Source organism: Nonomuraea sp. NPDC054003 (assembly GCF_055585125.1).
This window is the reverse complement of sequence record NZ_JBVJKR010000001.1, coordinates 455,519-476,959: the sequence shown is the minus strand read 5'-3', so window position 1 is coordinate 476,959 and position 21,441 is coordinate 455,519. Positions and strand designations below refer to the sequence as shown.

Annotated in this window: 19 protein-coding genes, 1 other RNA gene and 1 pseudogene; 8 read left to right on the top strand and 13 right to left on the bottom strand. The window is 70.4% G+C overall.

Going from position 1 to position 21,441, the window contains the following annotated elements; all coding sequences use genetic code 11:
• Positions 1–44 precede the first annotated feature (44 nt).
• Positions 45–944 carry a bile acid:sodium symporter family protein gene (locus ACZ6YG_RS01985; protein WP_466016954.1) on the bottom strand — a complete coding sequence of 300 codons (900 nt, stop codon included), beginning with the start codon at positions 942–944 and terminating at the stop codon, positions 45–47.
• Positions 945–1,011: 67 nt separating this feature from the next.
• Positions 1,012–2,100: a TetR/AcrR family transcriptional regulator C-terminal domain-containing protein gene (locus tag ACZ6YG_RS01980; protein ID WP_466016953.1), complete on the bottom strand. Its 1,089-nt coding sequence runs from the start codon at positions 2,098–2,100 to the stop codon at positions 1,012–1,014.
• 145 nt (positions 2,101–2,245) lie between these two features.
• Between ACZ6YG_RS01980 and ACZ6YG_RS01975 the strand changes: the two genes are divergently transcribed.
• Positions 2,246–3,343 (top strand): FAD-dependent monooxygenase, encoded by a 1,098-nt coding sequence (locus ACZ6YG_RS01975; protein ID WP_466016952.1) that lies wholly within the window; start codon positions 2,246–2,248, stop codon positions 3,341–3,343.
• An 84-nt stretch (positions 3,344–3,427) separates the two neighbouring features.
• Here ACZ6YG_RS01975 and ACZ6YG_RS01970 read toward each other — a convergent pair whose 3' ends face one another.
• Positions 3,428–3,880 carry an ATP-binding protein gene (locus tag ACZ6YG_RS01970; protein ID WP_466016951.1) on the bottom strand — a complete coding sequence of 151 codons (453 nt, stop codon included), beginning with the start codon at positions 3,878–3,880 and terminating at the stop codon, positions 3,428–3,430.
• Between the two features lie 281 nt (positions 3,881–4,161).
• Here ACZ6YG_RS01970 and ACZ6YG_RS01965 point away from each other — a divergent pair, with 281 nt between their 5' ends.
• The gene (locus ACZ6YG_RS01965) at positions 4,162–5,373 is read left to right on the top strand and encodes a tetratricopeptide repeat protein (RefSeq protein ID WP_466016950.1); all 1,212 of its coding nucleotides are present in this window, start codon (positions 4,162–4,164) and stop codon (positions 5,371–5,373) included.
• Positions 5,374–5,789: 416 nt separating this feature from the next.
• Positions 5,790–6,323, top strand: coding sequence for a hypothetical protein (locus ACZ6YG_RS01960; RefSeq protein WP_466016949.1), 534 nt, complete (start codon positions 5,790–5,792; stop codon positions 6,321–6,323).
• Between the two features lie 226 nt (positions 6,324–6,549).
• On the opposite strand, the gene ACZ6YG_RS01955 is transcribed toward ACZ6YG_RS01960, so the two are convergent.
• From ACZ6YG_RS01955 to ACZ6YG_RS01935, 5 genes are all read right to left on the bottom strand, one after another.
• Positions 6,550–6,858 carry a cell division protein CrgA gene (locus ACZ6YG_RS01955; RefSeq protein WP_466016948.1) on the bottom strand — a complete coding sequence of 103 codons (309 nt, stop codon included), beginning with the start codon at positions 6,856–6,858 and terminating at the stop codon, positions 6,550–6,552.
• Between the two features lie 421 nt (positions 6,859–7,279).
• An RNA gene (gene rnpB / locus ACZ6YG_RS01950) (RNase P RNA component class A) lies at positions 7,280–7,681 on the bottom strand.
• Between the two features lie 172 nt (positions 7,682–7,853).
• Entirely contained in the window at positions 7,854–9,110 is a 1,257-nt protein-coding gene (locus ACZ6YG_RS01945) for a bifunctional RNase H/acid phosphatase (RefSeq protein ID WP_466016947.1), read from the bottom strand.
• A gap of 28 nt (positions 9,111–9,138) precedes the next feature.
• Positions 9,139–9,879 (bottom strand): zinc ribbon domain-containing protein, encoded by a 741-nt coding sequence (locus ACZ6YG_RS01940; RefSeq protein WP_466016946.1) that lies wholly within the window; start codon positions 9,877–9,879, stop codon positions 9,139–9,141.
• 2 nt (positions 9,880–9,881) lie between these two features.
• On the bottom strand, positions 9,882–10,691 hold the full coding sequence (locus ACZ6YG_RS01935; RefSeq protein ID WP_261808398.1) for a Nif3-like dinuclear metal center hexameric protein: 810 nt from the start codon (positions 10,689–10,691) through the stop codon (positions 9,882–9,884).
• 120 nt (positions 10,692–10,811) lie between these two features.
• Here ACZ6YG_RS01935 and ACZ6YG_RS01930 point away from each other — a divergent pair, with 120 nt between their 5' ends.
• From ACZ6YG_RS01930 to ACZ6YG_RS01920, 3 genes are all read left to right on the top strand, one after another.
• Positions 10,812–12,242: a flavin-containing monooxygenase gene (locus tag ACZ6YG_RS01930; RefSeq protein WP_219543104.1), complete on the top strand. Its 1,431-nt coding sequence runs from the start codon at positions 10,812–10,814 to the stop codon at positions 12,240–12,242.
• An 80-nt stretch (positions 12,243–12,322) separates the two neighbouring features.
• The gene (locus tag ACZ6YG_RS01925; RefSeq protein ID WP_466016945.1) at positions 12,323–13,345 is read left to right on the top strand and encodes a dipeptidase; all 1,023 of its coding nucleotides are present in this window, start codon (positions 12,323–12,325) and stop codon (positions 13,343–13,345) included.
• 9 nt (positions 13,346–13,354) lie between these two features.
• Complete coding sequence (locus tag ACZ6YG_RS01920; RefSeq protein WP_466016944.1) at positions 13,355–14,086, top strand: GNAT family N-acetyltransferase; 732 nt, start codon at positions 13,355–13,357, stop codon at positions 14,084–14,086.
• Between the two features lie 60 nt (positions 14,087–14,146).
• Here ACZ6YG_RS01920 and ACZ6YG_RS01915 read toward each other — a convergent pair whose 3' ends face one another.
• Together ACZ6YG_RS01915 and ACZ6YG_RS01910 are read right to left on the bottom strand one after the other, a co-directional pair.
• The gene (locus tag ACZ6YG_RS01915) at positions 14,147–14,680 is read right to left on the bottom strand and encodes an RNA-guided endonuclease InsQ/TnpB family protein (protein WP_466016943.1); all 534 of its coding nucleotides are present in this window, start codon (positions 14,678–14,680) and stop codon (positions 14,147–14,149) included.
• An 89-nt stretch (positions 14,681–14,769) separates the two neighbouring features.
• A pseudogene (locus tag ACZ6YG_RS01910) lies at positions 14,770–15,417 on the bottom strand (RNA-guided endonuclease InsQ/TnpB family protein); the annotation flags it as partial.
• A gap of 168 nt (positions 15,418–15,585) precedes the next feature.
• On the opposite strand from ACZ6YG_RS01910, the gene ACZ6YG_RS01905 reads away from it, so the two are divergent.
• Positions 15,586–16,548: a helix-turn-helix transcriptional regulator gene (locus tag ACZ6YG_RS01905; RefSeq protein ID WP_148030274.1), complete on the top strand. Its 963-nt coding sequence runs from the start codon at positions 15,586–15,588 to the stop codon at positions 16,546–16,548.
• A gap of 35 nt (positions 16,549–16,583) precedes the next feature.
• Entirely contained in the window at positions 16,584–17,702 is a 1,119-nt protein-coding gene (locus ACZ6YG_RS01900; RefSeq protein WP_466016942.1) for a C45 family autoproteolytic acyltransferase/hydolase, read from the top strand.
• Here ACZ6YG_RS01900 and ACZ6YG_RS01895 read toward each other — a convergent pair.
• From ACZ6YG_RS01895 to ACZ6YG_RS01885, 3 genes are read right to left on the bottom strand one after another with little or no spacing between them, the layout of a single operon-like run.
• A complete protein-coding gene (locus ACZ6YG_RS01895; RefSeq protein WP_466016941.1) occupies positions 17,674–19,161 on the bottom strand; it encodes an AMP-binding protein in 1,488 nt (495 codons plus the stop codon). The genes ACZ6YG_RS01900 and ACZ6YG_RS01895 overlap by 29 nt on opposite strands.
• Positions 19,161–20,177, bottom strand: coding sequence for an acyl-CoA dehydrogenase family protein (locus ACZ6YG_RS01890; RefSeq protein ID WP_148030271.1), 1,017 nt, complete (start codon positions 20,175–20,177; stop codon positions 19,161–19,163). Before ACZ6YG_RS01890 ends, ACZ6YG_RS01895 begins: the two co-directional genes overlap by 1 nt.
• Positions 20,174–21,340 carry an acyl-CoA dehydrogenase family protein gene (locus ACZ6YG_RS01885; RefSeq protein ID WP_466016940.1) on the bottom strand — a complete coding sequence of 389 codons (1,167 nt, stop codon included), beginning with the start codon at positions 21,338–21,340 and terminating at the stop codon, positions 20,174–20,176. Before ACZ6YG_RS01885 ends, ACZ6YG_RS01890 begins: the two co-directional genes overlap by 4 nt.
• Positions 21,341–21,441: the final 101 nt, after the last annotated feature.

The window sequence follows — 21,441 nt, the reverse complement described above, 5'->3', positions numbered from 1 at the left end:
CGTCCTCCTGACGGCTGACCGGCGGTCGCCTTCCCGGCGGACGCTCAGGCTTCCGCCGGCAGGCGCTCCTCGGGTTCGGCGAGGCCGGCGCGGCGGCGTACGAGATAGCCGAAGACCAGTGTGGTGCCGAACATCAGCACCCCGTAGACGGCGGGCGGCACCGCCATCGTCGAGTTGGCCAGCAGCGAGGGGCTCAGCGCGATCGTGATGGCCAGTGTGCTGTTGTGGATGCCGATCTCCATCCCGGACGCGATCGCCTGCCGCCGCTCCACCTTGAACAGGCGGGGCAGCCAGTAGCCCACGGTCAGGCTGATCACGCTGAACAGCAGCGCCACCAGCCCGACGGCGGCGATGTAACCACCCAGCCGCTCCCGCTCCTGCACGATCGCCCCGACGATGACCGCCGCCAGCACCAGCGCCGACAGGATCCTGACCGGCTTGTCCATCCGGTCGGCGAACCGCACGCTGAGCCGCCGTACGAGCATGCCGATCACGACGGGCACCAGCACGATCGCGAAGACCTGCACCACCTTGTCCGCCTGCAGCCCGATGTCCTGGCCGTCGCCGAGAAAGTGGTTCAGCGACAGGTTGACGACCACGGGCAGCGTGAAGGCGGCCAGGACAGAGTTGACGGCGGTGAGGGTGATGTTGAGCGCCACGTCGCCGCCGAACAGGTGGCTGTAGAGGTTGGCCGTCGTCCCGCCGGGTGAGGCGGCGAGCAGCATCATCCCGACGGCGAGCAGCGGGTCCAGGCCGAACAGCACGACCAGGCCGAAGCAGGCGGCGGGCAGCACGAGCACCTGGGCGACCAGGGCCACGACCACGGCCTTGGGCCGGGTCGCCACGCGGGCGAAGTCGCCGAGGGTGAGGGACAGCCCGAGCCCGAACATGATCAGTGCGAGCGCGGCGGGGAGCATGACTGTGGTGAGAACGGACTGCTGCATGGGGGGACCACCGTTCCTCGGGCCTGAGCAACCGCTGCCCCTGTCTAACAGCCCGGTGTCGGGCCGATCAAGACATCGATCTCATTCGTGACCTTCCGTGTTGTCCGGGCTCCTCCACGAGCACCGTCAGGCCGTCGAGGAGGGTGCGCAGGCCGAGCTCGAACAGCCGGTCGAGGTCGAGGTCGTAGCCGTCGCGGCCGAACGCGGCCATGAGCCGCGAGAAGGCCGGATAGGCGCCGGTCGCGGCGATCGACCCGAGGGCGGGCCCCTGGCTCTCCATCCACTGCTCCTCCGACAGGCCGGTGGCGGCCTCGGCCAGGACCTCGCGTTCGAGGTGGACGGCCAGGCCCTGGACGTGGCTGTAGATCACCACCTGGAGGTCCATCCTGGTCGTCTCGTCCAGGCCGAGGCTCTCCAGCGCGGCGAGCAGCTGCTCGCCGTGGGCCAGCAGGTTGGACAGCGGCAGCGGCCGGAAGAGCGAGTTGAGCTGGGCGAGCCACGGATGGCGGCGATGCACCGCCCACAGGGTGCGCGCCGCGCGCTCGACCTGGGCCCGCCACCCGGCTCGCGGCTCGCCCGGATAGCCCAGCTCGCCGAACGCGGCGTCAGCCATGAGGAGGACCAGCTCCTCCTTGCCCGCGACGTAGCGGTAGATGGTCATGGTCGCCACGCCGAGCCGTGCGGCGACGCCGCGCATGGACAGCGCGTCCAGCCCTTCGGCATCGGCCAGGTCGATCGAGGCGCGCACGACCCGGTCCCGGCTCAGCTCGCTGTCGGGCTGCCCCGCCGGTCGCGGCCCGCGACGCCGCGGCTGGTCCCCGGGCTCGCGCGCCCGCGCCGGGGCACGCGCAGAGACGGGGGTGTGATCACCCGCCTCTGCGGGATCGGGGGGCTGAGCAGGGCCAGGCGGCTCGGCGGGTTCGCGCGGCTCGGCGGGGGCGGCGACCACTGTGCCGGCGCGGGGTCTGGAGTGCACGAGCCCTTCCTCGCGCAGGCGGTTGAGGACCTTGGTGGCCGTGGCGAGCGCCACCCCGTGCTCCCTGGCGATCTGGCGGGTGGACGGCACCCGGTCGCCCGGCCTGAGCCGGCCGTCGGCGATGCTCCGGCGGATCTCCGCGGCGATGCGCAGATAGGGCGGCCCGGTGGGATCGGTCACGACCTGCTCCTTCATCCATCTGTACTAGCACAGAAACTAGCACAGCCCTCGCTGTCCTAGTACATAAATGCAGGTCAGAGCGTTGCACTCGCAATTAGTACGCTGTACATTCAGGTCCGCGAAGACCGCAACACAAGGAGCGAGCATGACCACCGTCCTCATCTCCGGCGCGAGCGTCGCCGGCCCCGCCCTCGCCTACTGGCTGCGCCGCCACGGCATCACCCCCACCGTCGTCGAGCGGGCGCCCGCGCCGCGCGCCGGCGGTCAGGCCATCGACATCCGCGGCGTGGCCCTCGACGTGGTCGACCGGATGGGCCTGCTGGCCCCACTGCGCGAGGTACGCACCCGGATGCGTGGCATGTCCATGCTGGACGGCGACGGCAACGAGATCATGCGGTCCACCGAGCACGCCATCAGCAGCGGCCGCCTCGACAACGACGACATCGAGCTGCTGCGCGAGGACCTGACCACCCTCCTGTACGACCGGACCAGGCAGGACGTCGAGTATGTCTTCGACGACTCGATCATCGCGCTGGAGCAGGACGAGCACGGCGTGCGCGCGACGTTCGAGAAGGGCGGGCCGCGGACCTTCGACCTGGTCGTGGGCGCCGACGGGCTGCACTCCACGGTGCGGCGGCTGGCGTTCGGCCCCGAGGAGGAGTTCGTCCACCACCTCGGCACCTACCTGTCGATCTTCACCGCCGACAACTTCCTCGGCCTGGACGACTGGCAGGTCTGGATCCGCGAGGGCCGCGCGGGCGGCGGCGTCTACCCCGTGCGCGACAACACCGAACTGCGAGTCAACCTGGGCTTCGAGTCCGATCCCGTACCGTACGACCACCGCGACCTCGACGCCCAGCGCCGGCTCGTCGCCGAGCGGTGCGGCGGGCTGCGCTGGGAGGTGCCCAAGCTGCTCGCGGCCATGGAGACGGCGCCGGACTTCTACTTCGACGCCATGGCGCAGGTGCGGATGGACTCCTGGTCGCGTGGCCGGGTGACGCTCCTCGGCGACGCCGGCTACTGCGCCTCGCCGCTGTCGGGCCAGGGCACCGGCCTCGCCCTCGTCGGCGCGTACGTGCTCGCCGCCGAACTCGCCGCAGCCGACCACGCGACGGCGCTTTCCCGGTACGAGACGCGCATGCGTCCCTTCGTCGAGCTCAACCAGGCGCTGGCGACCGAGAACCCGGGCGGGCCGGCCTCGGAGGAGTCGCTCGACCGCGCCAAGAACGCCATCACCCTGTAGATGACCTGCTACCGCTCCAAGCCCTGGCCCGGCGCACCATCAACGCCGACTACCGAGACAGGGGTCGCGTGGAAGCTGTGATACTCATCGCCAGCCCTCCGTACGGGGCAGCGCGAACCAGGTCGCCTTTCCCTCCACCTCAGGGCACGTGGCGAACCTCTGTGGGATGCAGCCGTAGAGCCCGGCCGACAGTTCCGCCACGATCAACAACCCCCGGCCGTTCTCGGCCTGAGCATCCGTACCCCGCAGCTGCGGGAGAGCGGCCCCGGCGTCGACCACCATGCAGACCACTTCGACCGGATCGACCCGTACCACCAGCTCGTACGGCGCGGCACCGTACAGCACCGCGTTGGTGACCAGCTCGCTGACCATCAGAACCGCGTCGTCCACGAGGTCCGGCCGCAGACCGACCAGCAGGAGCGCACGGCGGAGAAGGTCGCGGGCGTCCCCCACCGCCTGCGCATCGTCCCGGAGCCGCCAGACCATGCCCTGCCCAAGAGAGTGTGAGCGATCCGCCACCCCAACCGGCTCCGCCATGTCCCATCCCTCGCTCCGCCGAAAGCGCATGGATTCCAGTAGAGGACATGCCTGAGCGGTCGCGGAGGGCGACAATCAAGAGCAGTGACGGACACACTCCGTGTCCGTGTGTGTCTTTGAGGTGACCGCGGTTTCGACAAGGGCGACAATCGACAGCATCAGGAGCACTGCAGTGTTAGCGCGCTTACGGAGGTGAAATGGTGCGAGGAAGCGCGTGGTTCCCCCAGTGGGCCACGCTCATCCGTACACAGCGAAAGGCCCTCGGCTGGGACGTCCACACGATGGCTCGGCAGTTGCGCCAAGCGGCAGGCTCCGAGCGCGACGCCCTTCCCGATCATGATGCTCTCGTACGCTCCATCCGGCGCTGGGAGTCAGGCAAGATCACCGTTCTGAGCGAGCGCTACCGGTTGCTCTACTGTCGCGCGCTGTCGATCGACGAACCGGCCTTGTTCCCTGAAGGGCCGGCTGCCATCAATGGAGAAGAGACCGACACCGAGGACGGTGATCCTACGAACCGCCGAGACGCCCTCAGATTCGCCGCCCTCCTGCCTGCTCTCGCCAGCCTGCCGGAGGACGCCGAGCCCCGCGAGTTCACCCGCCACAGCGAGGAAACGGACGTGGGAGCGGCAACACTTGACCAACTACGGCAGGCCATCGCCACATACGGCACCGACTACGCGACGCAACCCGCCTCGGAGTTGTGGGAACCAGCGCGGCAGGACCGTCGTCGCGTCGCCGCCCTGCTCCAGCGGCGTACCACGCTGCGCCAGCGCCGTGATCTCTACGTGGACGCCGCCTGGCTCTCGACCATCCTCGCCTGGCTCGCCCACGACGGTGGCAAGCAACGAACCGCCCTCGCCTACGCCCATGACGCCTGGCGACACGCCGACGAGGCAGAGCACGCCGAAACGGCAGGGTGGGCCAAGGACGTGGAGGCGACCATCCTGCTGTACGGCAATCGCCCGGCCGAGGCCCTTCGCGCGGCGCGAACCGGTGCAGCCCGCGCGCCCGCCGGCGGATCAGCCGCCGCGCGCCTGGTCTCTCAGACGATGCGGATCAACGCCAGGCTCGGCAGAGGCCTTGGAACCCTGCGCTCCGCGCCAGATCACTTGCCTGCTCACCAGGCCGGACTGTTCTCCGCCGACGTCGCCCGTTTCCACTCTTTCGCCACCACCTCGTACCTGTGGCTGGGTGATCCGCGGTCGGCCGAGACGCACGCGAAGGAAGCACTCGACCTCTACGCCTCCGCCCCCGGCAGCTCCCCCACCCGGCGGGCAATCAGCCTGCTCGACCTCGCCATCGCCAAAGCACAGCTCCGCGACCTCGACAGCGCCCTCTCCTTGGGCGCTTCCGCCTTGCAGCTCTCGCGCCCGGCTTCTGCCATCGCTGATCGGAGCAAGGATCTGGGCACAGTCCTCGGCGAGAAGTTCCCGCAATCCGTCCAGGTCAAGGACTGGCAGGCGGCATCCGGGTTCAACGGTCTCCGACATTGAGCAGTGGCCTCAGACCCGCGCCGTTCTCAGCATGTGTCTATCGAGCTGTTCAGAAAGGCAACCAAGGCACGGACGTGAACGTGAGGGGTTGATCGAACGGCTACGGTCAACGGCGCGGCGAAGCGGGTTTGAGCGGGGGTCTGGGGGGCCGTGCCCCCCAGGAAACACAGCCTGAGCTCTTGGGCGCGGAGCGCCTGGTGGGCGAAGACGATGCTTTGCGCATCTGGCGTGACCTTGGGTGCTCCTTGATCTCGTCTCACAGCTGCGGAACTGGATTTCAGCTATTGCCTGGGGCTTCTGGCGTCGTCTGGTTCGTGGTGGAACAGAGACAAACCGAAGTCCTTTCAGCACATCCAGCCCTGTACGAACTGGACTCCAGGCGATCTTGTCGGTGGTGGCATTTATGCTCTCCACTCATGAGTAACGCCGGATATCGGACCGTACGCGTGACAGTCGAAGTCGCCGACTGTGGCATCGCCGGTCTGCAGGACAGGGAACCCGACGGCTACGCCGAAACACCCGCCCAGTCCGTTGGGATCATCGAGGTGGAGAAGGGTTGGGTCACCCTCCATATCACCCATCAGTGGGGGCCGGCCGACTTCACCGTGACAATCGCCGACCGGGACCCCGGGGCAGATCTCGCTACCTACGAGGACATCGTGGAAGTCAGTTACGTGTCCAAGTCGGGCGAAGTGGAGATGAGCGGGTTCACCTACGACACGGCCGTGATGTGGCCCCTGCCCCCTCTCCAGGCCGGGCCCGGAACCTACCGCATTCGGTATCACGTCAAGGGCATGGACTGGGAAGGCGCGAGACATGACGGCGTCGATGACCATTATCTTCAGATATGGCCCGCACCCCTTGACGGCCCGATTGTCGTTCAAGCCAAGAGTGCCGCTGTCCAGCGCTTTCTGCATTCAGAACAGTTCAAGCACCACCGCGGATTCTGAACCGCGCTCCACCCTGGTCACAGAGGCAGAGGAGGACGAGCCCGCCTGTAGGCCGGGTTCTGGTCGCAAGGTTCCGCCGACCTGGTGTTGATCCGCGATCGAGGTTCTGACCTGAGGAATTGCTTCTAGCAGGTTCACCTGGTGCGACTCCCGGACTGGCGCCCTATGGGCTCATCACCCAATCACGTCTCTGCATTGATGCGTCGTCTCTGGCCGGGCAGCGGGGTCAGGGTCTACGGCGTGCCGACGCGATGGCTACTACTGTTTGAATCAACGCGAAAACCACACCCAGGATGAGGAGCATGAAGCCGATGAGCAGGTTCCAATTCCCCAGCTCGCTGAGAAGCGGGAGGTTTGGGTTCACGTAGTACACGACGATCCACAGGATGCCAAGGATCCAAGAGGCGACCATTGCCAGAGCGGGCCACAACGGTGTGCGACTGGGGTACCGAGACGAGGTGTCGTCCGTTCCGTTGTCAGGGTAGGAGGCAGACACTCGTTTCACTCCTTTAAGTGGCGACAGAGGAAAGCTCATATATCGGACACAATCGCCTAATAAGCGACGAAAGTAAGGCTATCGTATAACGGTTGGCAGGATGAATCACTTTCGGCTGATCGCAGAGGCAACTCACAAGTCTGAACGCGATATCAAAGCGCAGCAACCGCCTGAGCTGCCCGTGTGCGGTCGTCCCACCCTCCGGGTAGCGGGCCAGCCGCGGGGCTGCCCAGTCGTGCGCCGAGGTCGGTCGTGATGGGGCGAAGGCGAACCTCAGCCCGAAGGCGATCCAGACCCGTCTAGGTCATGCCACCATCGCCGAGACGATGGACACCTACGGGCGCCTCTTCCCGGACCAAGACGATCTCGGGCGCGGGGCGATTGACGCGCTTCTGCGTCCGAATCTGACGGAACAGGCAATCCTGAACGGTGCTCCGCCCCTGGTCACAGGGACGGAGAGGGGACGAGCCGGCCTGTAGGCCGGGTTCTGTCCTTCGCCGAGGCGAAGGGGCGACCATCCATCTAGGGCCGTCGTTGCCGGCGGCCTCGAGCGGTCTACCCGTGCGCCTCGGGCGGGCAGCCCTCAAGCGGCGCACGCGGGACGGTCCCCGGGGGGAACGTCCCTTCTTGACCTTGCTCCGGGTGGGGTTTACCGAGCCGCCCACGTCACCGTGGGCGCTGGTGGTCTCTTACACCACCCTTTCACCCTTACCTCCCGGATATCCGGAAGGCGGTTTGCTTTCTGTGGCACTTTCCCGCGGGTCGCCCCGGGTCGGCGTTACCGACCACCCTGCCCTGTGGAGCCCGGACCTTCCTCGGCGGGCCTCGTGAAGAGGCCCGACGCGGTCGCCCGGCCGGCTCGTCCGGTGTCGAGGTTAGCGCATGCAAGCGGTCCGCAACCAAATGACAAGATCCGCACGATGAGATGACGGGGTGTCATCGCCTGAGGGGGGCGGTGGCGCCAGGGGTCGTGCCGGGTGTTCTGGCGGCGCCCGGCACGACCGGCTCCTGGACTTGTACGAGAGCGCGAACCGTCAGCGGAGGTGGGCGGTGTCGTTGAAGGACTTCACCACCGGGTTGCCGTCGGCGTAGTGCTCGATGAGCGACAGGCAGGCCAGGTCCAGGTGCATCCGGTAGAGGGCGGCCGGGGGCGCGTCCAGGGCCAGGCGCAGCAGGGTCTTGATGGGCGTCACGTGGGAGACCAGCAGGACGGTGCGGCCCTCGTACCTGTCGATGAGGCGGCGCTGGGCGCGGGTGACGCGGTCGGCGACGGCGGTGAAGCTCTCGCCGCCCGGCGGGGCGACGTCGGGGTCGGCGAGCCAGGCGGCCAGCTCGGCGGGCCATCGGCGCTGGATCTCGGTGAACGTGTGGCCTTCCCACGCGCCGAAGTCCGTCTCCCTGAGGTCCTCGTCGGTCTCCACGTCCAGGCCGGCGCGCTCGGCGACGGTCTCGGCCGTCTGCCTGGCGCGGGTGAGAGGGGAGGTGACGACGGCGTCGAGCTTGTACGGGTCGCGCGTGAGCCTGTCGGCGGCCGCGGCGGCCTGGGCGAGGCCGTTGGCGGTGAGCTCGGGGTCGCCGAGGCCGGAGAAGCGGCGTTCGACGGAGAGCGGGGTCTCGCCGTGGCGCAGGAGGACGAGCGAGGTGGCGACGCGGGTGGGCGGGGCCCAGCCGGTGCCCTTGGCGGTGCGCTGCTGGGTGGTGGCGACGGAGGCGGTGGGGCCCGACAGGTCGAGGAGGTCGGTCTGCTCCACGAGGCGGGGGGCTCGGGTGGAGGACCGGGGCGTGGTGCCCGGCGCCGGCGTGCCTCCGGACGGCGGGCCCGTGTCCAGAACGGACGCGCCCCCGGACGGCGTCCCGCCGGACTTCCAGGAGAGGCCCTGGGCGGCCGCGTCCATCGCTTCGTTGGCCAGGCGGTCGGCGTGCTCGTTGCGGGCGCGCGGGATCCAGGTCCACTCCGTCACCCGCAGCCGCCTGGCCAGCTTGCCCGCTTCGAGGGCGAGCGGGCGCAGGCCCTCGTGCTTGACCTTCCAGCGGCCCGCCATCTGCTCGACGACGAGCTTGGAGTCCATCCGCACGGCCACCCGTGCGCCCTCGCCGCCGACGTCGAGCGCCAGGCGGAGGCCGGCGATGAGGCCGCGGTACTCGGCGACGTTGTTGGTGGCGACGCCGATGGCCTCGGCCGCCTCGGCGAGGGCCCGGCCGTCGGCCGCGTCGCGGAGGACGGCGCCGTAGCCGGCCGGGCCGGGGTTGCCGCGGGAGCCACCGTCGGCCTCGACGATGTAGGCGGTCACTCTTTCCTCTCAGCGCGGGGGGACGGGGTCACAGGCCCGACTCCGCCGTGCGGACGAGGATGCGGCGGCACTCGTCGCAGCGCACCACCTCGTCGTCGGCGGCGGCCTTGATCTGGTTCATCTCGGCGATGGACAGCGCCACCTTGCAGCCCTGGCAGCGGCCGCCCTGCAGCATGGCGGCGCCGACCCCGTACTGCTCGCGCAGCTTGTCGTACAGCTTGAGCAGGTCGGCGGGGATGTCGCCGACGACGGCGGCGCGGCGGGACCGGACCTCGCCCGTCTCCTTGTCGATCTCGGCGAGGGCGGCGTCGCGGCGGGACTCGGCGTCGGCCAGGGTCGCCCTGGCCTCGTCGCGCCGGGTCTTGAGGTCGGCGGCGCGGGCGTCGGCGGCCTCGCGGCGCTCCATGATCTCCAGCACCACCTCTTCGAGGTCGCTCTGCCGCTTGTTCAGGGAGACGATCTCGGACTGGAGGCCGGCCAGGTCGCGCGCGGAGGACACGGCGCCGGAGTCGAGACGCTGCTGGTCGCGTTCGATGCGGGTGCGGACGGTGTCGACGTCGCTCTCGGCCTTGGTCTGCTCCCGCGCCAGGTCACCGGCCTCGGTCTCGGCCTCGATGACCTCGGTGGCGTGCTTGGCGTAGCGTTTGGACTGGTCGTCGATCTCCGCCAGCTCGGGCAGGCTGCGGCGGCGGTGGGCCAGCCGGTCGAGCGCGGAGTCGAGCTCGGCGAGGTCGAGGAGCCTCTTCTGGACCTCGGGGGCTGCTTTCATGATCAATATCCTCTTGTCCAAGCATCGGTGACCGTGGCGGAGACACGTGTCTCAACGTTAACGCCCCTGGCGGTGAGGATGGACGCGGCGGTGTCGAGCCAGGGCCATTCGGTGGCCCAGTGGGCGGCGTCGATCAGCGCGGGCCCGCCCGCCTCGACGAACTCGCTGGCCGGGTGGTGGCGCAGGTCGGCGGTGAGGAACACGTCCACGCCCGCCGCGCGCGCGGTGGCCAGGAGCGAGTCGCCGGCGCCGCCGCTGACCGCGACACGCGAGACGCGGCGGGACAGCGAGCCGGCGACGCGGATGCCCCAGGCGGTGGCGGGCAGCCCGGCGGCGGCCTGGGCGGCGAACTCGCCCAGCGTCAGCTCCTCCGGCAGGTCGCCGACGCGGCCCAGGCCACGCCACGGGTCGTCGGCGAACGGCTGCAGCGGCACCAGGTCGCCGGTCAGCCCGACGGCGCGGGCCAGGGCGTCGGAAACGCCCGGGTTGGCCACGTCGGCGTTGGTGTGGGCGGTGAACAGGGCGATGTCGTTCTTGATGAGCCGGTGGACGAGCCTGCCCTTGGGCGTGGTGGCGGCGACGGTGGTCGTGCCGCGCAGGTAGAGGGGGTGGTGCGTGACGATCAGGTCGGCGCCCCACTCAACGGCCTCGTCGGCGACGGCGGCGACCGGGTCGACCGCGAACAGCACCTTCTCCACACTCTGGGCCGGGTCGCCGCAGACCAGGCCCACGGCGTCCCAGGATTCGGCCCGGCCGGGCGGGTAAGCCGCCTCCAGCACGTCGATCACGTCGGTCAGGTTCCATGCAGCCACCAGGGCAGACTATCGGCCGGCGCGATCTCCGTCGGTCATGGCGGCGAGTCCGGGCGAGGGGTGGGCACTGAACCTGGTTCGGCGTAATGTAAGTGGATCCTGACTCGGTGGAGGGGTGGCATGACACCTAGGGTCGCGATCATCGGCGCGGGCTTCGGCGGACTATGCATGGCGATCCGGCTCGAACGCGCCGGGATCCGCTCGTACACGATCTTCGAGAAGGCGGGCGGGCTGGGCGGCACATGGCGGGACAACAGCTACCCCGGCGCGGGCTGCGACATCCCGTCGCATCTGTATTCGTACTCGTTCGAGAAGTACGCGAGCTGGACCCGGAGATATCCGGAACAGCCGGAAATCTTGGGCTATTTAGAACACTGCGCGGACAAATACGACGTCAGGCGAAAAATCAGGTTCAGCACCGAGGTCACCGACGCCACCTTCGACGGCTCACGGTGGCAGCTCACCGCCTCGGGCACCACCGAGGCCTTCGACGTCCTGGTCATGGCGGTCGGCCAGCTCAACCGCCCCCGCCTGCCCGACATCCCCGGCATGGACGACTTCGCCGGCACGTCCTTCCACTCCTCCCGCTGGGACCACTCGCAGGATCTCACCGGCCGCAGGGTCGCGGTGATCGGCAGCGGCTCGTCGGCGGCCCAGCTCATCCCGCCCGTCGCCCGGCAGGCGGAGCGCCTGGAGGTGTTCCAGCGCACCCCGAACTGGGTGATCCCCAAGCCCGACGCCACCTTCAACGCCGCGGTCAGGCTGGCGTTCCGGTTCGTGCCCGGCCTGCAGCGCGCCTACCGCGAGTACATCTACCGGTACGCGGAAGCCACGCTCTACCCGGCGCTGGCCCGAGGCTGGAGCGAGGACCTGCTGCGCAGGCGCGCCCTGAACCACCTGCGCGACCAGGTGAAGGACCCCGAGCTGCGGGCCAGGCTCACCCCCGACTACCCGCCGGGCTGCAAGCGGGTGGTCATCGACAGCCGCTTCTACCCGGCCCTGACCAGGCCCAACGTGGACGTGGTGACCGACAAGATCGTGCGCATCACGGAGAAGGGCGTGCAGACGACCGAGTCGGTGCACGAGGCCGACACGATCGTGTACGCGACCGGCTTCCGCAGCACCGAGTTCCTCGCCCCGATGCGGGTCACGGGCCGCGACGGCGTGGACCTCGCCACCCGGTGGGCCGGCGGCGCGGAGGCCTACCTGGGCATCGCGGCGCCGGGCTTCCCGAACATGTTCCTGCTGTACGGTCCCAACACCAACCTCGGGCACAACTCGATCATCTACATGATCGAATGCCAGGTGAACCACATCATGAACTGCCTGCCGCACCTGTCGGACGGCCGCCGGCTGGAGGTGCGGCCGGAGGTCATGGACGCCTGGCGCCGGCGGCTGGACGAGGCGATGGGGCGCATGGTGTGGGGCGACGGCTGCCGGAGCTGGTACAAGACCGCCGACGGCCGGGTCACCAACAACTGGCCGGGCACCACGATGCTCTACCGCAGGCTGACCGCCAAACCCCCGCGCGCCGCCTACAGGGAGGTTTGAATCCGCCGACCAAGAAGGGGGCCGGAGCTCGTGCGGACCGACATGGCGGCGGCGCGGGCCCGCGCGGTAGCGTCCGGCTCATGACGTCTTCCCTGCACCGTCGCTCCGTCGTCGCCGACACCCACAACGACCTGCTGATGGCGGTCTCGGCCAGGCCGCCCGAGCGCTGGGCGGCGTTCTTCCGCGAGCGCTGGCTGCCCCAGCTCAAGGAGGGCGGGGTGCGGCTGCAGGTGCTGCCGGTCTTCATCGACGATCCGTACCGTCCCGAGGGCGCGCTGCGGCGGACGCTGCGCATGATCGAGTGCGCGCACGTGATAGCCGAGGGGAGCGCGGGCGACGTGCGGCTCTGCACGGACGCGGCGGGCGTCGACGCGGCGCTGGACGACGGGCTGATCGCCCTGGTGCTGGCCATGGAGAGCATGCCGGGGCTGGACGCCAGCGTCGAGCTGATCCCCACCCTGCACCGGCTGGGCGTGCGGATCGCCTCGATCGCCCACTGGGGCCGCACCCCGCTGGCCGACGGTAGCGGCGAGGACGCCACCGGCAGCGGGCTGACCTCGCACGGCGTGGCCGCGCTGCGCGAGATGGAACGGCTCGGCATGATCTTCGACGTGTCCCACCTGGGCGCGTCGGGCGTGGCGCACGTGCTGGAGCTGGCCACCCGGCCGGTCATGGCGACCCACTCCTCCGCGCGGGCGCTGCGCGACCACCACCGCAACCTCACCGACGAGCAGCTGCGCGGGGTGGCCGCCACCGGCGGGGTGATCTGCGTGAACTTCTTCGCCGGGTTCCTCACCGAGCACGAGCACGAGGCGACGCTCGACCACCTGCTCGACCACATCGAGCACGTCGCGGGAGTGGCCGGGATCGACCACGTCGGCCTGGGCCCGGACTTCATCCGCGAGGTGATGGCCGACGTGATGCCGCCGTGCGAGGAGGTGAGCTACGGCGTCGACGTGCTGGCCGCCATCCCCGGCCTGGAGGGCCCGTCGGGGCTGCCCATGGTGACCGAGGGCCTGCTCGGGCGCGGCCTGCCGGAGAAGGACGTGCAGAAGATCATCGGCGGCAACGTGCACCGCTTCCTCACCGGCACGCTCGGGTAGACCCACCAGGTGGAGATACACGAGCTGCGCCGGTTGGAGGAGTTCCACGCGGCGTACCGGCTCTTCGACGACATCTGGCACCCGGACCCGCGCAACGCGCCCGTCCCGGTCGAGCTGATGATCGCCTTCGCGCACGCGGGCGGCTACGTCGCGGGCGCCTTCGAGGGCGGCCGGCTCGTGGGCGCGTCCGTCGGCTTCCTGGCGGCGGACCGGGCCCTGCACTCGCACGTGACCGGCGCGCTGCCGGGGCGGGGCGCCGGGTCCGCGCTCAAGCTGCACCAGCGGGAGTGGTGCCTGCGGCGCGGGCTGGAGCGGATCACCTGGACGTTCGACCCGCTGGTCCGCAGGAACGCCTGGTTCAACCTGGTCAAGCTGGGGGCCAGGCCGGAGGCGTACCTGGAGCGGTTCTACGGGGTGATGGCCGACGAGATCAACGAGGGCGACGAGTCCGACCGGCTGCTGGCCGTGTGGCGGCTGGACCGGCCGCCGGGCACGGCGGTGGAGGCCCGCTACCCCGCCGTGCTCGCCGACGCGGGCGGGCGGCCGCTGGTCAAGCCGGCCGAGGGGCGCACGGTGCTGGTGGCGACGCCGCCCGACATCGAGACGCTGCGCGGGCAGGACCCCGGCGCGGCCCGGGAGTGGCGGCTGGCGACCCGCGAGACGCTGGGCGGGCTCATGGCCGCGGGCGCTCGCGTAACCGGTTTCACCCGTCACGGGGAATATGTCGTGGAGCGGGATTGATTTCTTTGCAGTGGTTCATCAACGTGACTCCTCCGTTCCCGGGGAGGGAGCGGCTTCTCGCTAGGCCGCTTGCGCGGTGTCGCGAAGGGCAAGCCCTGCCCTCAAGATGTTGACCGCCGCGTTCACGTCGGCATGCGTGGTATGCCCGCACCCCGTGCACACGAACTCGGCTTGGGTGACGCGGTTTTCCTTCGCGCAGTGCCCGCATCGGGCACACGTGCGGGAGGTGCCGGCAGGGGTCACCGCGATCAGCTCTCGACCGGCGCTTTCAGCCTTGTACGCGAGGATCTGCAAGAACACCCCCCAGCCCGCGTCCAGGATCGACCTGTTCAGGCCCGACTTTTGAGCGACGTTCCGGCCAGGCCGCTCGATCGTGCCGGACGCCGAGCGGGTCATATTCGCGATCCGCAGGTCCTCACGCACGATCAGGTCGTAGCCGCGGACCAGGGCCAGCGCCGCCTTGTGCGCGTGATCGAGGCGCTGCCGCCGAACCTTGGCATGGAGGGCGGCCACACGGGCGACCGCTTTACGGCGGCGTTCGCTCCCCCGCTTCTTGCGGGCGAGATCACGCTGAGCGGCGGCGAGCTTGCCCATGGATGCGACCAGGTAGCGCGCGGGTTGCCCACCTGTGCGCCGTCGCTCGTCGTCACGAGTGAGGCTACGCCCATGTCCACGCCGACCGCCCTGCCGGTCGGCGGCAAGAGGTCGGTGGGGACGTCGTCGCACGACAGCACGACGTACCAGCGGCTACCTTCCCGCTTCACGCTGACCGTCTTGACGCGGCCGCGGACCGGCCGGTGCTGGTGTACCCGGACGTGGCCGATGCCCTGCAATCGCACGAACGTGGCGGACGGGTCCTGCGGCTGAGAGTCCCACCGGCAGCCGTCGCCGTCCTTCGGCCAGTCCACCGTGCCGAACCGGCTGCGCCCCTTGAACCGGGGGAAGCCCGGCGTGCGCCCGGCCTTGACCCGGGAGAAGAACGCGGCGAACGCCTTGTCCAGACGGCGCAGCGTGGCCTGCTGGGAGGAGAACGACCACAGGCCCTGACCGTCCGGATCGCCGGCACGGATGTGTTTGAGGTCGGCCGACTGATCGCCGTATCGTATGCTCACGCCAGCCTTGGCGTAGGCGGTGCGGCGGTGTTCCAGCGCCGCGTTGTACAACTGGCGATGCTCCTCCAGACACTGCGCGAGCGCGACGGCCTGCTTGCTGGTGGGGCGGAGGGGGAACTTGTAGGACCCGCGCACGCTCACCCGCCTTGGACGCTCATCATGTGTCGAGTAGTCCCGCTGACACCCGAGGCCGCACGCTGCGCCGGGGGAGGCATACATTCGACGAGCGACTCGGTAATCATATCGTCACTGACAGTTCAACGGCCAGTAAACAGAACAGCCACCTGTGACCGTGCTCACGCTGATCCAGCAGGCGCAGCGGATATTCGGCGGCTGACCGCTGAACGAGGAACCGCGCTTTCCGCGATAGGGGGCAGACTGGCGGGCATGCTGGAGACCTCCGCCCGCCTGCTCAAGCTGCTCTCTCTGCTCCAGGCGCACCGGGAGTGGACCGGCCCCGAGCTGTCGGCGCGGCTCGGGGTCACCACCAGGACGATTCGCAACGACGTCGAGCGGCTGCGCAGCCTCGGTTATCCGGTGCACGCCACGCCGGGCGTGGCCGGCGGCTACCGCCTGGGCGCTGGGGCGGCGCTGCCGCCGCTGCTGCTGGACGACGAGGAGGCGGTGGCCGTCGCCGTCGGGCTCGGCCGGGCCGCCGGGGGCGGCGTGGAGGGCATCGAGGAGTCGTCGGTGCGCGCGCTGGCCAAGCTGGAGCAGGTGCTGCCGTCCCGGCTGCGGGCGCGGGTGGGCGCGCTGAACGCGTACACGGTGCAGATCCCCGGCGAGGCCCCGTCGGTGCCGCCCGCGCTGCTGACCACGATCGCCAACGCCGCCCGTGACCGGGAGCGGCTGCGCTTCGACTACACCGGGCACGACGGGTCGGCGACCGTCCGCGACGTGGAACCGTACCGGCTGGTGCACCGGCGCGGCCGCTGGTATCTGGTGGGCTACGACGTGACCCGGCAGGACTGGCGGACGTTCCGGGTCGACCGTCTCAGGCCGCGCGTCCCGTCGGGCCCCCGGTTCACCACGCGGGAGCTGCCGGAGGACGGGGACGTGGCCGCGTACGTGGAGCGCGGCGTGAACACGGCCATGTGGCGTCACCGCGGCACCGTGCTGCTGCACGCCCCGGCCGAGCGGGTGCGGGAGCTGGGGCTGGGCGACCGGATGGAGATCGAGCCGGCCGGGCCGGACACCTGCGTCCTCAAGCTGGGCAGCGACGACCTCGACGGCATGGCCGTCTGGATCGGCTTCCTGGGCCTGGACTTCGAGGTGCTGGACCCGCCCGAGCTGGCGGAGGCCGTGCGGCGGCTGGCGGAGCGTTACGGGCGGGCGGTCAGCGAGCGGTAAGGGCCCGGTCAGCGGCGGGCGGCAGCCTCGGCGGCATGAACATCACCCAAGTCGCGGGCAGCAGGGACGACTTCCAGCTCGTCCGCCACATGACCGTGGAGGGCGGCCAGACCGAGATCGGCCGCCGCCTCACCGAGGAGGCGCTGCGGCTCGGCTGGCGGCCGCAGCCGTCGCACCCCACCGTGAACCGGGCCAGGCGGGCCTGGTTCGAGCGGCACTGGCCGCAGCAGCACGCCCGGATGGACGGCGCGGCCGAAGCGCTCGGCCTGGACCCGGACCAGGACGAGCTGGCGCTCGACGGGCTCGGGTACGTCCCGGCGGGCTCCGCCTGCTCGGCCCTGTGGGTGCCGCCGTCGGCGTCGGCGGACGGGCACGGCAGGATCGGCCGCAACTACGACTTCTTCACGCTGACCACCAGTGAGATCATGGGCGGTGATCCGCCGCCGGGCGAGCTGCCGATGGCGTCGCGCCCGTACGTGATCACCACGGTCCCGGACGACGGCCTGGCCTCCACCGTGATCACGATGTCCGACCTGGACGGGTGCATGGACGGGATCAACGAGGCGGGGCTGGCGGTGACGCTGCTCATCGCCGACATCGACCAGGCGTCCCCGCCGGAGAACGTCTCCCCCCAGGTGGGGCTGAGCAGCGTGCAGCTGCCCCGGTTCCTGGTGGAGACCTGCGAGACCGCCGAGCAGGCCAAGCAGGCGCTGCTCTGCGCCAAGCAGTACGACCACGGCACGCCGCTACACTACCTGGTGGCCGACGCGCACGGCGGGGCGTTCGTGTGGGAGCGCGGCAGGGACGGCTCGGAGCACGTCGTGGAGTTCGGCGGCGGGCCGCTGTGCGTCACCAACCACCTGCTGCACCGCAACCCGGACCCGATGGCGCTGCCCGCCGACACCGGGAACACGCTCGGCACGTACGGGCGGCTGCGCGCGCTGTACGAGCGCAGCAAGGGCGTCACGCTGTCGGGCCGCGACCTGCGTGACAGCCTGGAGGCGGTGCGGCAGCCCGAGTTCGGGCCGTTCCGCACGCTCTGGAGCACCGTCTTCGACACCGCCGAGCGGACCCTGTCGACCTCCTTCTATCTGGGTGCGGAGCGCTACACCGAGGAGCTGGTGTTCAGCCCGCGTCGAGGTACTCCTGCCTGACCTTGGACCGCGACAGCTTGCCCGTCGGGGTGCGGGGCAGCCGCTCCCGGTACTCGATCACCCTCGGGTGCTTGAACCTGGCGATGCGCGGGCCGCAGTGGGCGAGCAGCTCTGCGGTCAGCTCCGGGCCGGCGGCGACGCCCTCGGCCGGCTCGACGAGGGCGACCACCTTGTGGCCCCACTCCTCGTCGGGCACCCCGATGACGGCGACGTCGGCGACCGAGGGGTGTTCCAGCAGCGCGGCCTCGATCTCGGCGGGGTAGATGTTGACCCCGCCGGAGATGATGAGGTCGGTGCGCCGGTCGCACAGGAACAGGAAGCCGTCCTCGTCCAGGTAGCCGATGTCGCCGGGGGCGTACCACTCGCCGCGCATGCTGGCCGCGGTCTTGGCCGGGTCCTTGCGGTACTCGAACTTGCCGAGGCTGGACTTGACGTAGACGAGGCCGGGCTCTCCCGGGGGCAGCTCGGTCCCGTCCTCGGCGAGGATCCTGGCTTCGAAGGTGGGCGCGGGCCGCCCGACGGTGCCGGGCCTGGCCAGCCAGTCGTGCGGCTTGACGGAGAAGGCGATGGTGGACTCGGTGGAGCCGTAGTACTCGTAGAGCACCGGCCCCCACCAGTCCATGATCCCTTGCTTGACGGCGACCGGGCAGGCGGCGGCGGTGTGGATGACCTGCTGGAGGCTGGAGAGGTCGTGGCGCCGCCTGACCTCGGCGGGCAGTTGCAGCATCCGGTGGAACATGGTCGGCACCATCATCGCGTTCGTCACCCGGTGGCGCTCGATCAGCTCCAGCACGGTCTCCGGCTCGAACCGGGGCGCGATCACCACGGTGTGGCCGAAGTGCAGCGCGAACTGGGTGTGGGCGCACGGCGAGGAGTGGTACATGGGCGAGGTCACCAGGTGGATCCCGTCGCCCGGCTTCAGGTCGACGACCTCGCCCAGGAACCAGGTGTACATCGGCACGATCGCCTCGGGCTCGGCGCCGGGCAGCGGCCGCTGCACCCCCTTGGGGCGGCCGGTGGTGCCGGAGGTGTACCACATGACGGCCCCGGCGGTGCGGTCGCCGGGCGCGGTGGCGGGCTGCCCGTCCGCGAGCCCCGCGGTGCCGATCTCGGCGCCGGGGACCGCGTACTCCTGGCTGGTGACGACGAGCTTGGCCTCGGAGTCCTTGACGATGTAGTCGATCTCGGGCGCGGCGAGGTGCCAGTTGATCGGCACGTAGTACAGGCCGATCTGGCCGGTGGCCATGAGCATGATGACCTGGTCGAGCCCGTTGGGCAGCACGCCGGCCACCACGTCCCCGGTGCCGAGGCCGCGCGCGCGCAGCCCGTGGGACACCTGGTTGACCAGCGCGTGCAGCTCGCCGTACGTGGTGCGCGAGCCGTCGGTGTCGATGACGGCGACCCGGTCGGGGTCGGCCTGGGCGATGGCGTAGAAGCCGGGCGACTGGCTGATGTCCATCACAGCTCCAGCAGGTCGGCGATCCTGGCACGGTGGATGCGGGGCGGGCCGAGCAGCACCTCGTCGGTCTTGGCCCGCTTGAAGTAGAGGTGGGCGTCGTGTTCCCAGGTGTAGCCGATGCCGCCGTGCAGCAACAGGCTGTCGCGGGCCACCTCGAAGCAGGCGCGGCCCACGTACGCCTGGGCGAGCGCGGCGGCGCCCGGCAGCTCGTCCGGGGCCTCGTCGGCGGCCCAGGCGGCGTAGCGGACGATCGACTCGGCCTGCTCCAGCTTGCCGTGCATGTCGGCGAGCTTGTGCTTGACGCCCTGGTACGAGCCGATGTAGCGGCCGAACGCGACCCGGATCTTGGCGTAGCCGACGATGGCGTCGAGCGCGGCCCGCAGCACGCCCAGCTGCTCGGCGGCGAGCGCCACGGCGAGCCGGTCGGCGATCCCGTCGGCGGGCTCGCCGAGCGTCCGGGCGGGCGCGCCGTCCAGGACGACCCGGGCCTGGCCGCGGGTGATGTCGAGGGTTTCCAGCGGGGTCCTGGTGACGCCCTCGGCGGTGAGGTCGACGGCGTGCAGCGCGGATCCGGCGGTCACGAGCAGCACGTCCGCCTCCATGCCGGACAGCACCTGCGGGAGCGTGCCGCTGAGCCGGCCTGTGTCGTCGGCCGTGACGTCCGCTCCCGGCAGGGCGAGGGTGGCGGCGACGCGGCCCTCGGCGATGCCGGACAGCAGCTCCTTGTCGGGCGCCCGGGTCAGCGCGACCGCGGCGAACACGGTGGCCAGGAAGGGGCCGGGGAGCAGCACCGCCCCGGTCTCCTCCAGCGCGACCGCCAGCTCGGCGAAGCCCGCGCCCGCTCCCCCGTACTCCTCGGGGACGATCAGCCCCGACAGGCCGAGCTCGCCGTTGAGCCGCGCGTACACCTCGGGGTCGTGGCCCTGGCGGGCCTTGGCCGGCGGCGAGGCGGCGGCGAGGAAGTCGCGGACGGCGGCGCGCAGCTCGCGCTGCTCCTGGCTGGGTACGAGTTTCACGCCTGCGTCCCCACCTTCAGGTCCTTGAACGGCACGGTCTTGTCCACCCGGGGTTCGGGCGGCAGGTTGAGCACCCGGTCGCCGACGATGTTGCGCATGATCTCGTTGGTGCCGCCGCCGAGCGCCAGCCCCGGCGCGGTGGCGAGCACGGTGCCGAGCGGGTGGCCGCCGACGACCGACTCGGGCCCGGCCAGCCGGGTGGCGAGGTCGGCCTGGTAGAGGGTCAGCTCGGCCAGCAGCAGCTTGGCGGCGCTGCCGCGGGCGCCGGGGAACACCCCCGCCTCGGTCTCCTGGGCCAGCCGCTGGTTGAACAGGGCCAGGGCACGCGAGCGGATGTGCAGCTCGACGAGCTCGTCGCGGACCAGCGGGTCGCTCGTGTCGACGGTGCGGCGCAGCGCCTCCAGCGAGGCGGGGTTGTCCTTCTGGCCGCCCATGCCGACCCCGGCGGAGATCGACAGCCGCTCGTGCAGCAGTGTCGTGACGGCGACGCTCCAGCCGTCGTCGACGTCGCCGACCCGGTGCTCGTCGGGGATGTGCACGTCGTCGAAGAAGATCTCGTTGAAGTTGGACCGGCCGCTCATGTCCTTCAGCGGCCTGACGGTGACGCCGGGGTGGTGCATGTCGACCACGAACATGGTCAGGCCCTTGTGCTTGGGCACGTCCACGTTCGTCCGGGCGAGCAGCAGCCCCCAGTCGGCGTGCTGGGCGACCGACGTCCACACCTTCTGGCCGTTGACGATCCAGTCGTCGCCGTCGCGCTCGGCCCTGGTCTGCAGGCTGGCCACGTCACTGCCGGCCCCGGGCTCGGAGAAGAGCTGGCACCAGATCTCCTCGCCGCGCAGCAGCGGCCGGACGAACCGCTCGCGCTGGGCGTCGGTGCCCCGGTCGACCAGCGTCGGGCCGGTCATGCCCAGGCCGATGGAGAACACGTAGACGGGCAGGGTGAAGTCGCGGGCCGCGGCGGCGAACGCGCGCTCCTCCTGCTGGGTCAGGCCCTGGCCTCCCCACCGCTCCGGCCAGGTGATGCCGGAGTATCCGGCGTCGTAGAACCGGGCCATGAAGTCCTTGGCCTGGGCGATCGGGTCACCGTCCGCGCGCCCTTCCGACGGGACGTTCCGCTCCAGCCAGTCCCTGGCGGCGCGCTGGTAGTCCGCTGGGTTCACATCGACTCCCTCGCATCAGTGCTCACTTACTCTAGCCACGCCTTCGCGGACCGTACAGAGCAATGATCTGGTGGAGATTTGCACCATTTGTCGCCGAATCT

Excerpts from the sequence above, each read along its gene's own strand:
- ACZ6YG_RS01925 (WP_466016945.1), top strand. The coding sequence starts at position 12,323 with ATGACGTCTTCCCTGCACCGTCGCTCCGTCGTCGCCGACACCCACAAC.
- ACZ6YG_RS01895 (WP_466016941.1), bottom strand. The coding sequence starts at position 19,161 with ATGGACATCAGCCAGTCGCCCGGCTTCTACGCCATCGCCCAGGCCGAC.
- ACZ6YG_RS01985 (WP_466016954.1), bottom strand. The coding sequence starts at position 944 with ATGCAGCAGTCCGTTCTCACCACAGTCATGCTCCCCGCCGCGCTCGCA.
- ACZ6YG_RS01905 (WP_148030274.1), top strand. The coding sequence starts at position 15,586 with ATGCTGGAGACCTCCGCCCGCCTGCTCAAGCTGCTCTCTCTGCTCCAG.
- ACZ6YG_RS01960 (WP_466016949.1), top strand. The coding sequence starts at position 5,790 with ATGAGTAACGCCGGATATCGGACCGTACGCGTGACAGTCGAAGTCGCC.
- ACZ6YG_RS01915 (WP_466016943.1), bottom strand. The coding sequence starts at position 14,680 with ATGGGCAAGCTCGCCGCCGCTCAGCGTGATCTCGCCCGCAAGAAGCGG.
- ACZ6YG_RS01930 (WP_219543104.1), top strand. The coding sequence starts at position 10,812 with ATGACACCTAGGGTCGCGATCATCGGCGCGGGCTTCGGCGGACTATGC.
- ACZ6YG_RS01955 (WP_466016948.1), bottom strand. The coding sequence starts at position 6,858 with ATGAGCTTTCCTCTGTCGCCACTTAAAGGAGTGAAACGAGTGTCTGCC.
- ACZ6YG_RS01975 (WP_466016952.1), top strand. The coding sequence starts at position 2,246 with ATGACCACCGTCCTCATCTCCGGCGCGAGCGTCGCCGGCCCCGCCCTC.
- ACZ6YG_RS01940 (WP_466016946.1), bottom strand. The coding sequence starts at position 9,879 with ATGAAAGCAGCCCCCGAGGTCCAGAAGAGGCTCCTCGACCTCGCCGAG.
- ACZ6YG_RS01900 (WP_466016942.1), top strand. The coding sequence starts at position 16,584 with ATGAACATCACCCAAGTCGCGGGCAGCAGGGACGACTTCCAGCTCGTC.
- ACZ6YG_RS01965 (WP_466016950.1), top strand. The coding sequence starts at position 4,162 with ATGGCTCGGCAGTTGCGCCAAGCGGCAGGCTCCGAGCGCGACGCCCTT.
- ACZ6YG_RS01970 (WP_466016951.1), bottom strand. The coding sequence starts at position 3,880 with ATGGCGGAGCCGGTTGGGGTGGCGGATCGCTCACACTCTCTTGGGCAG.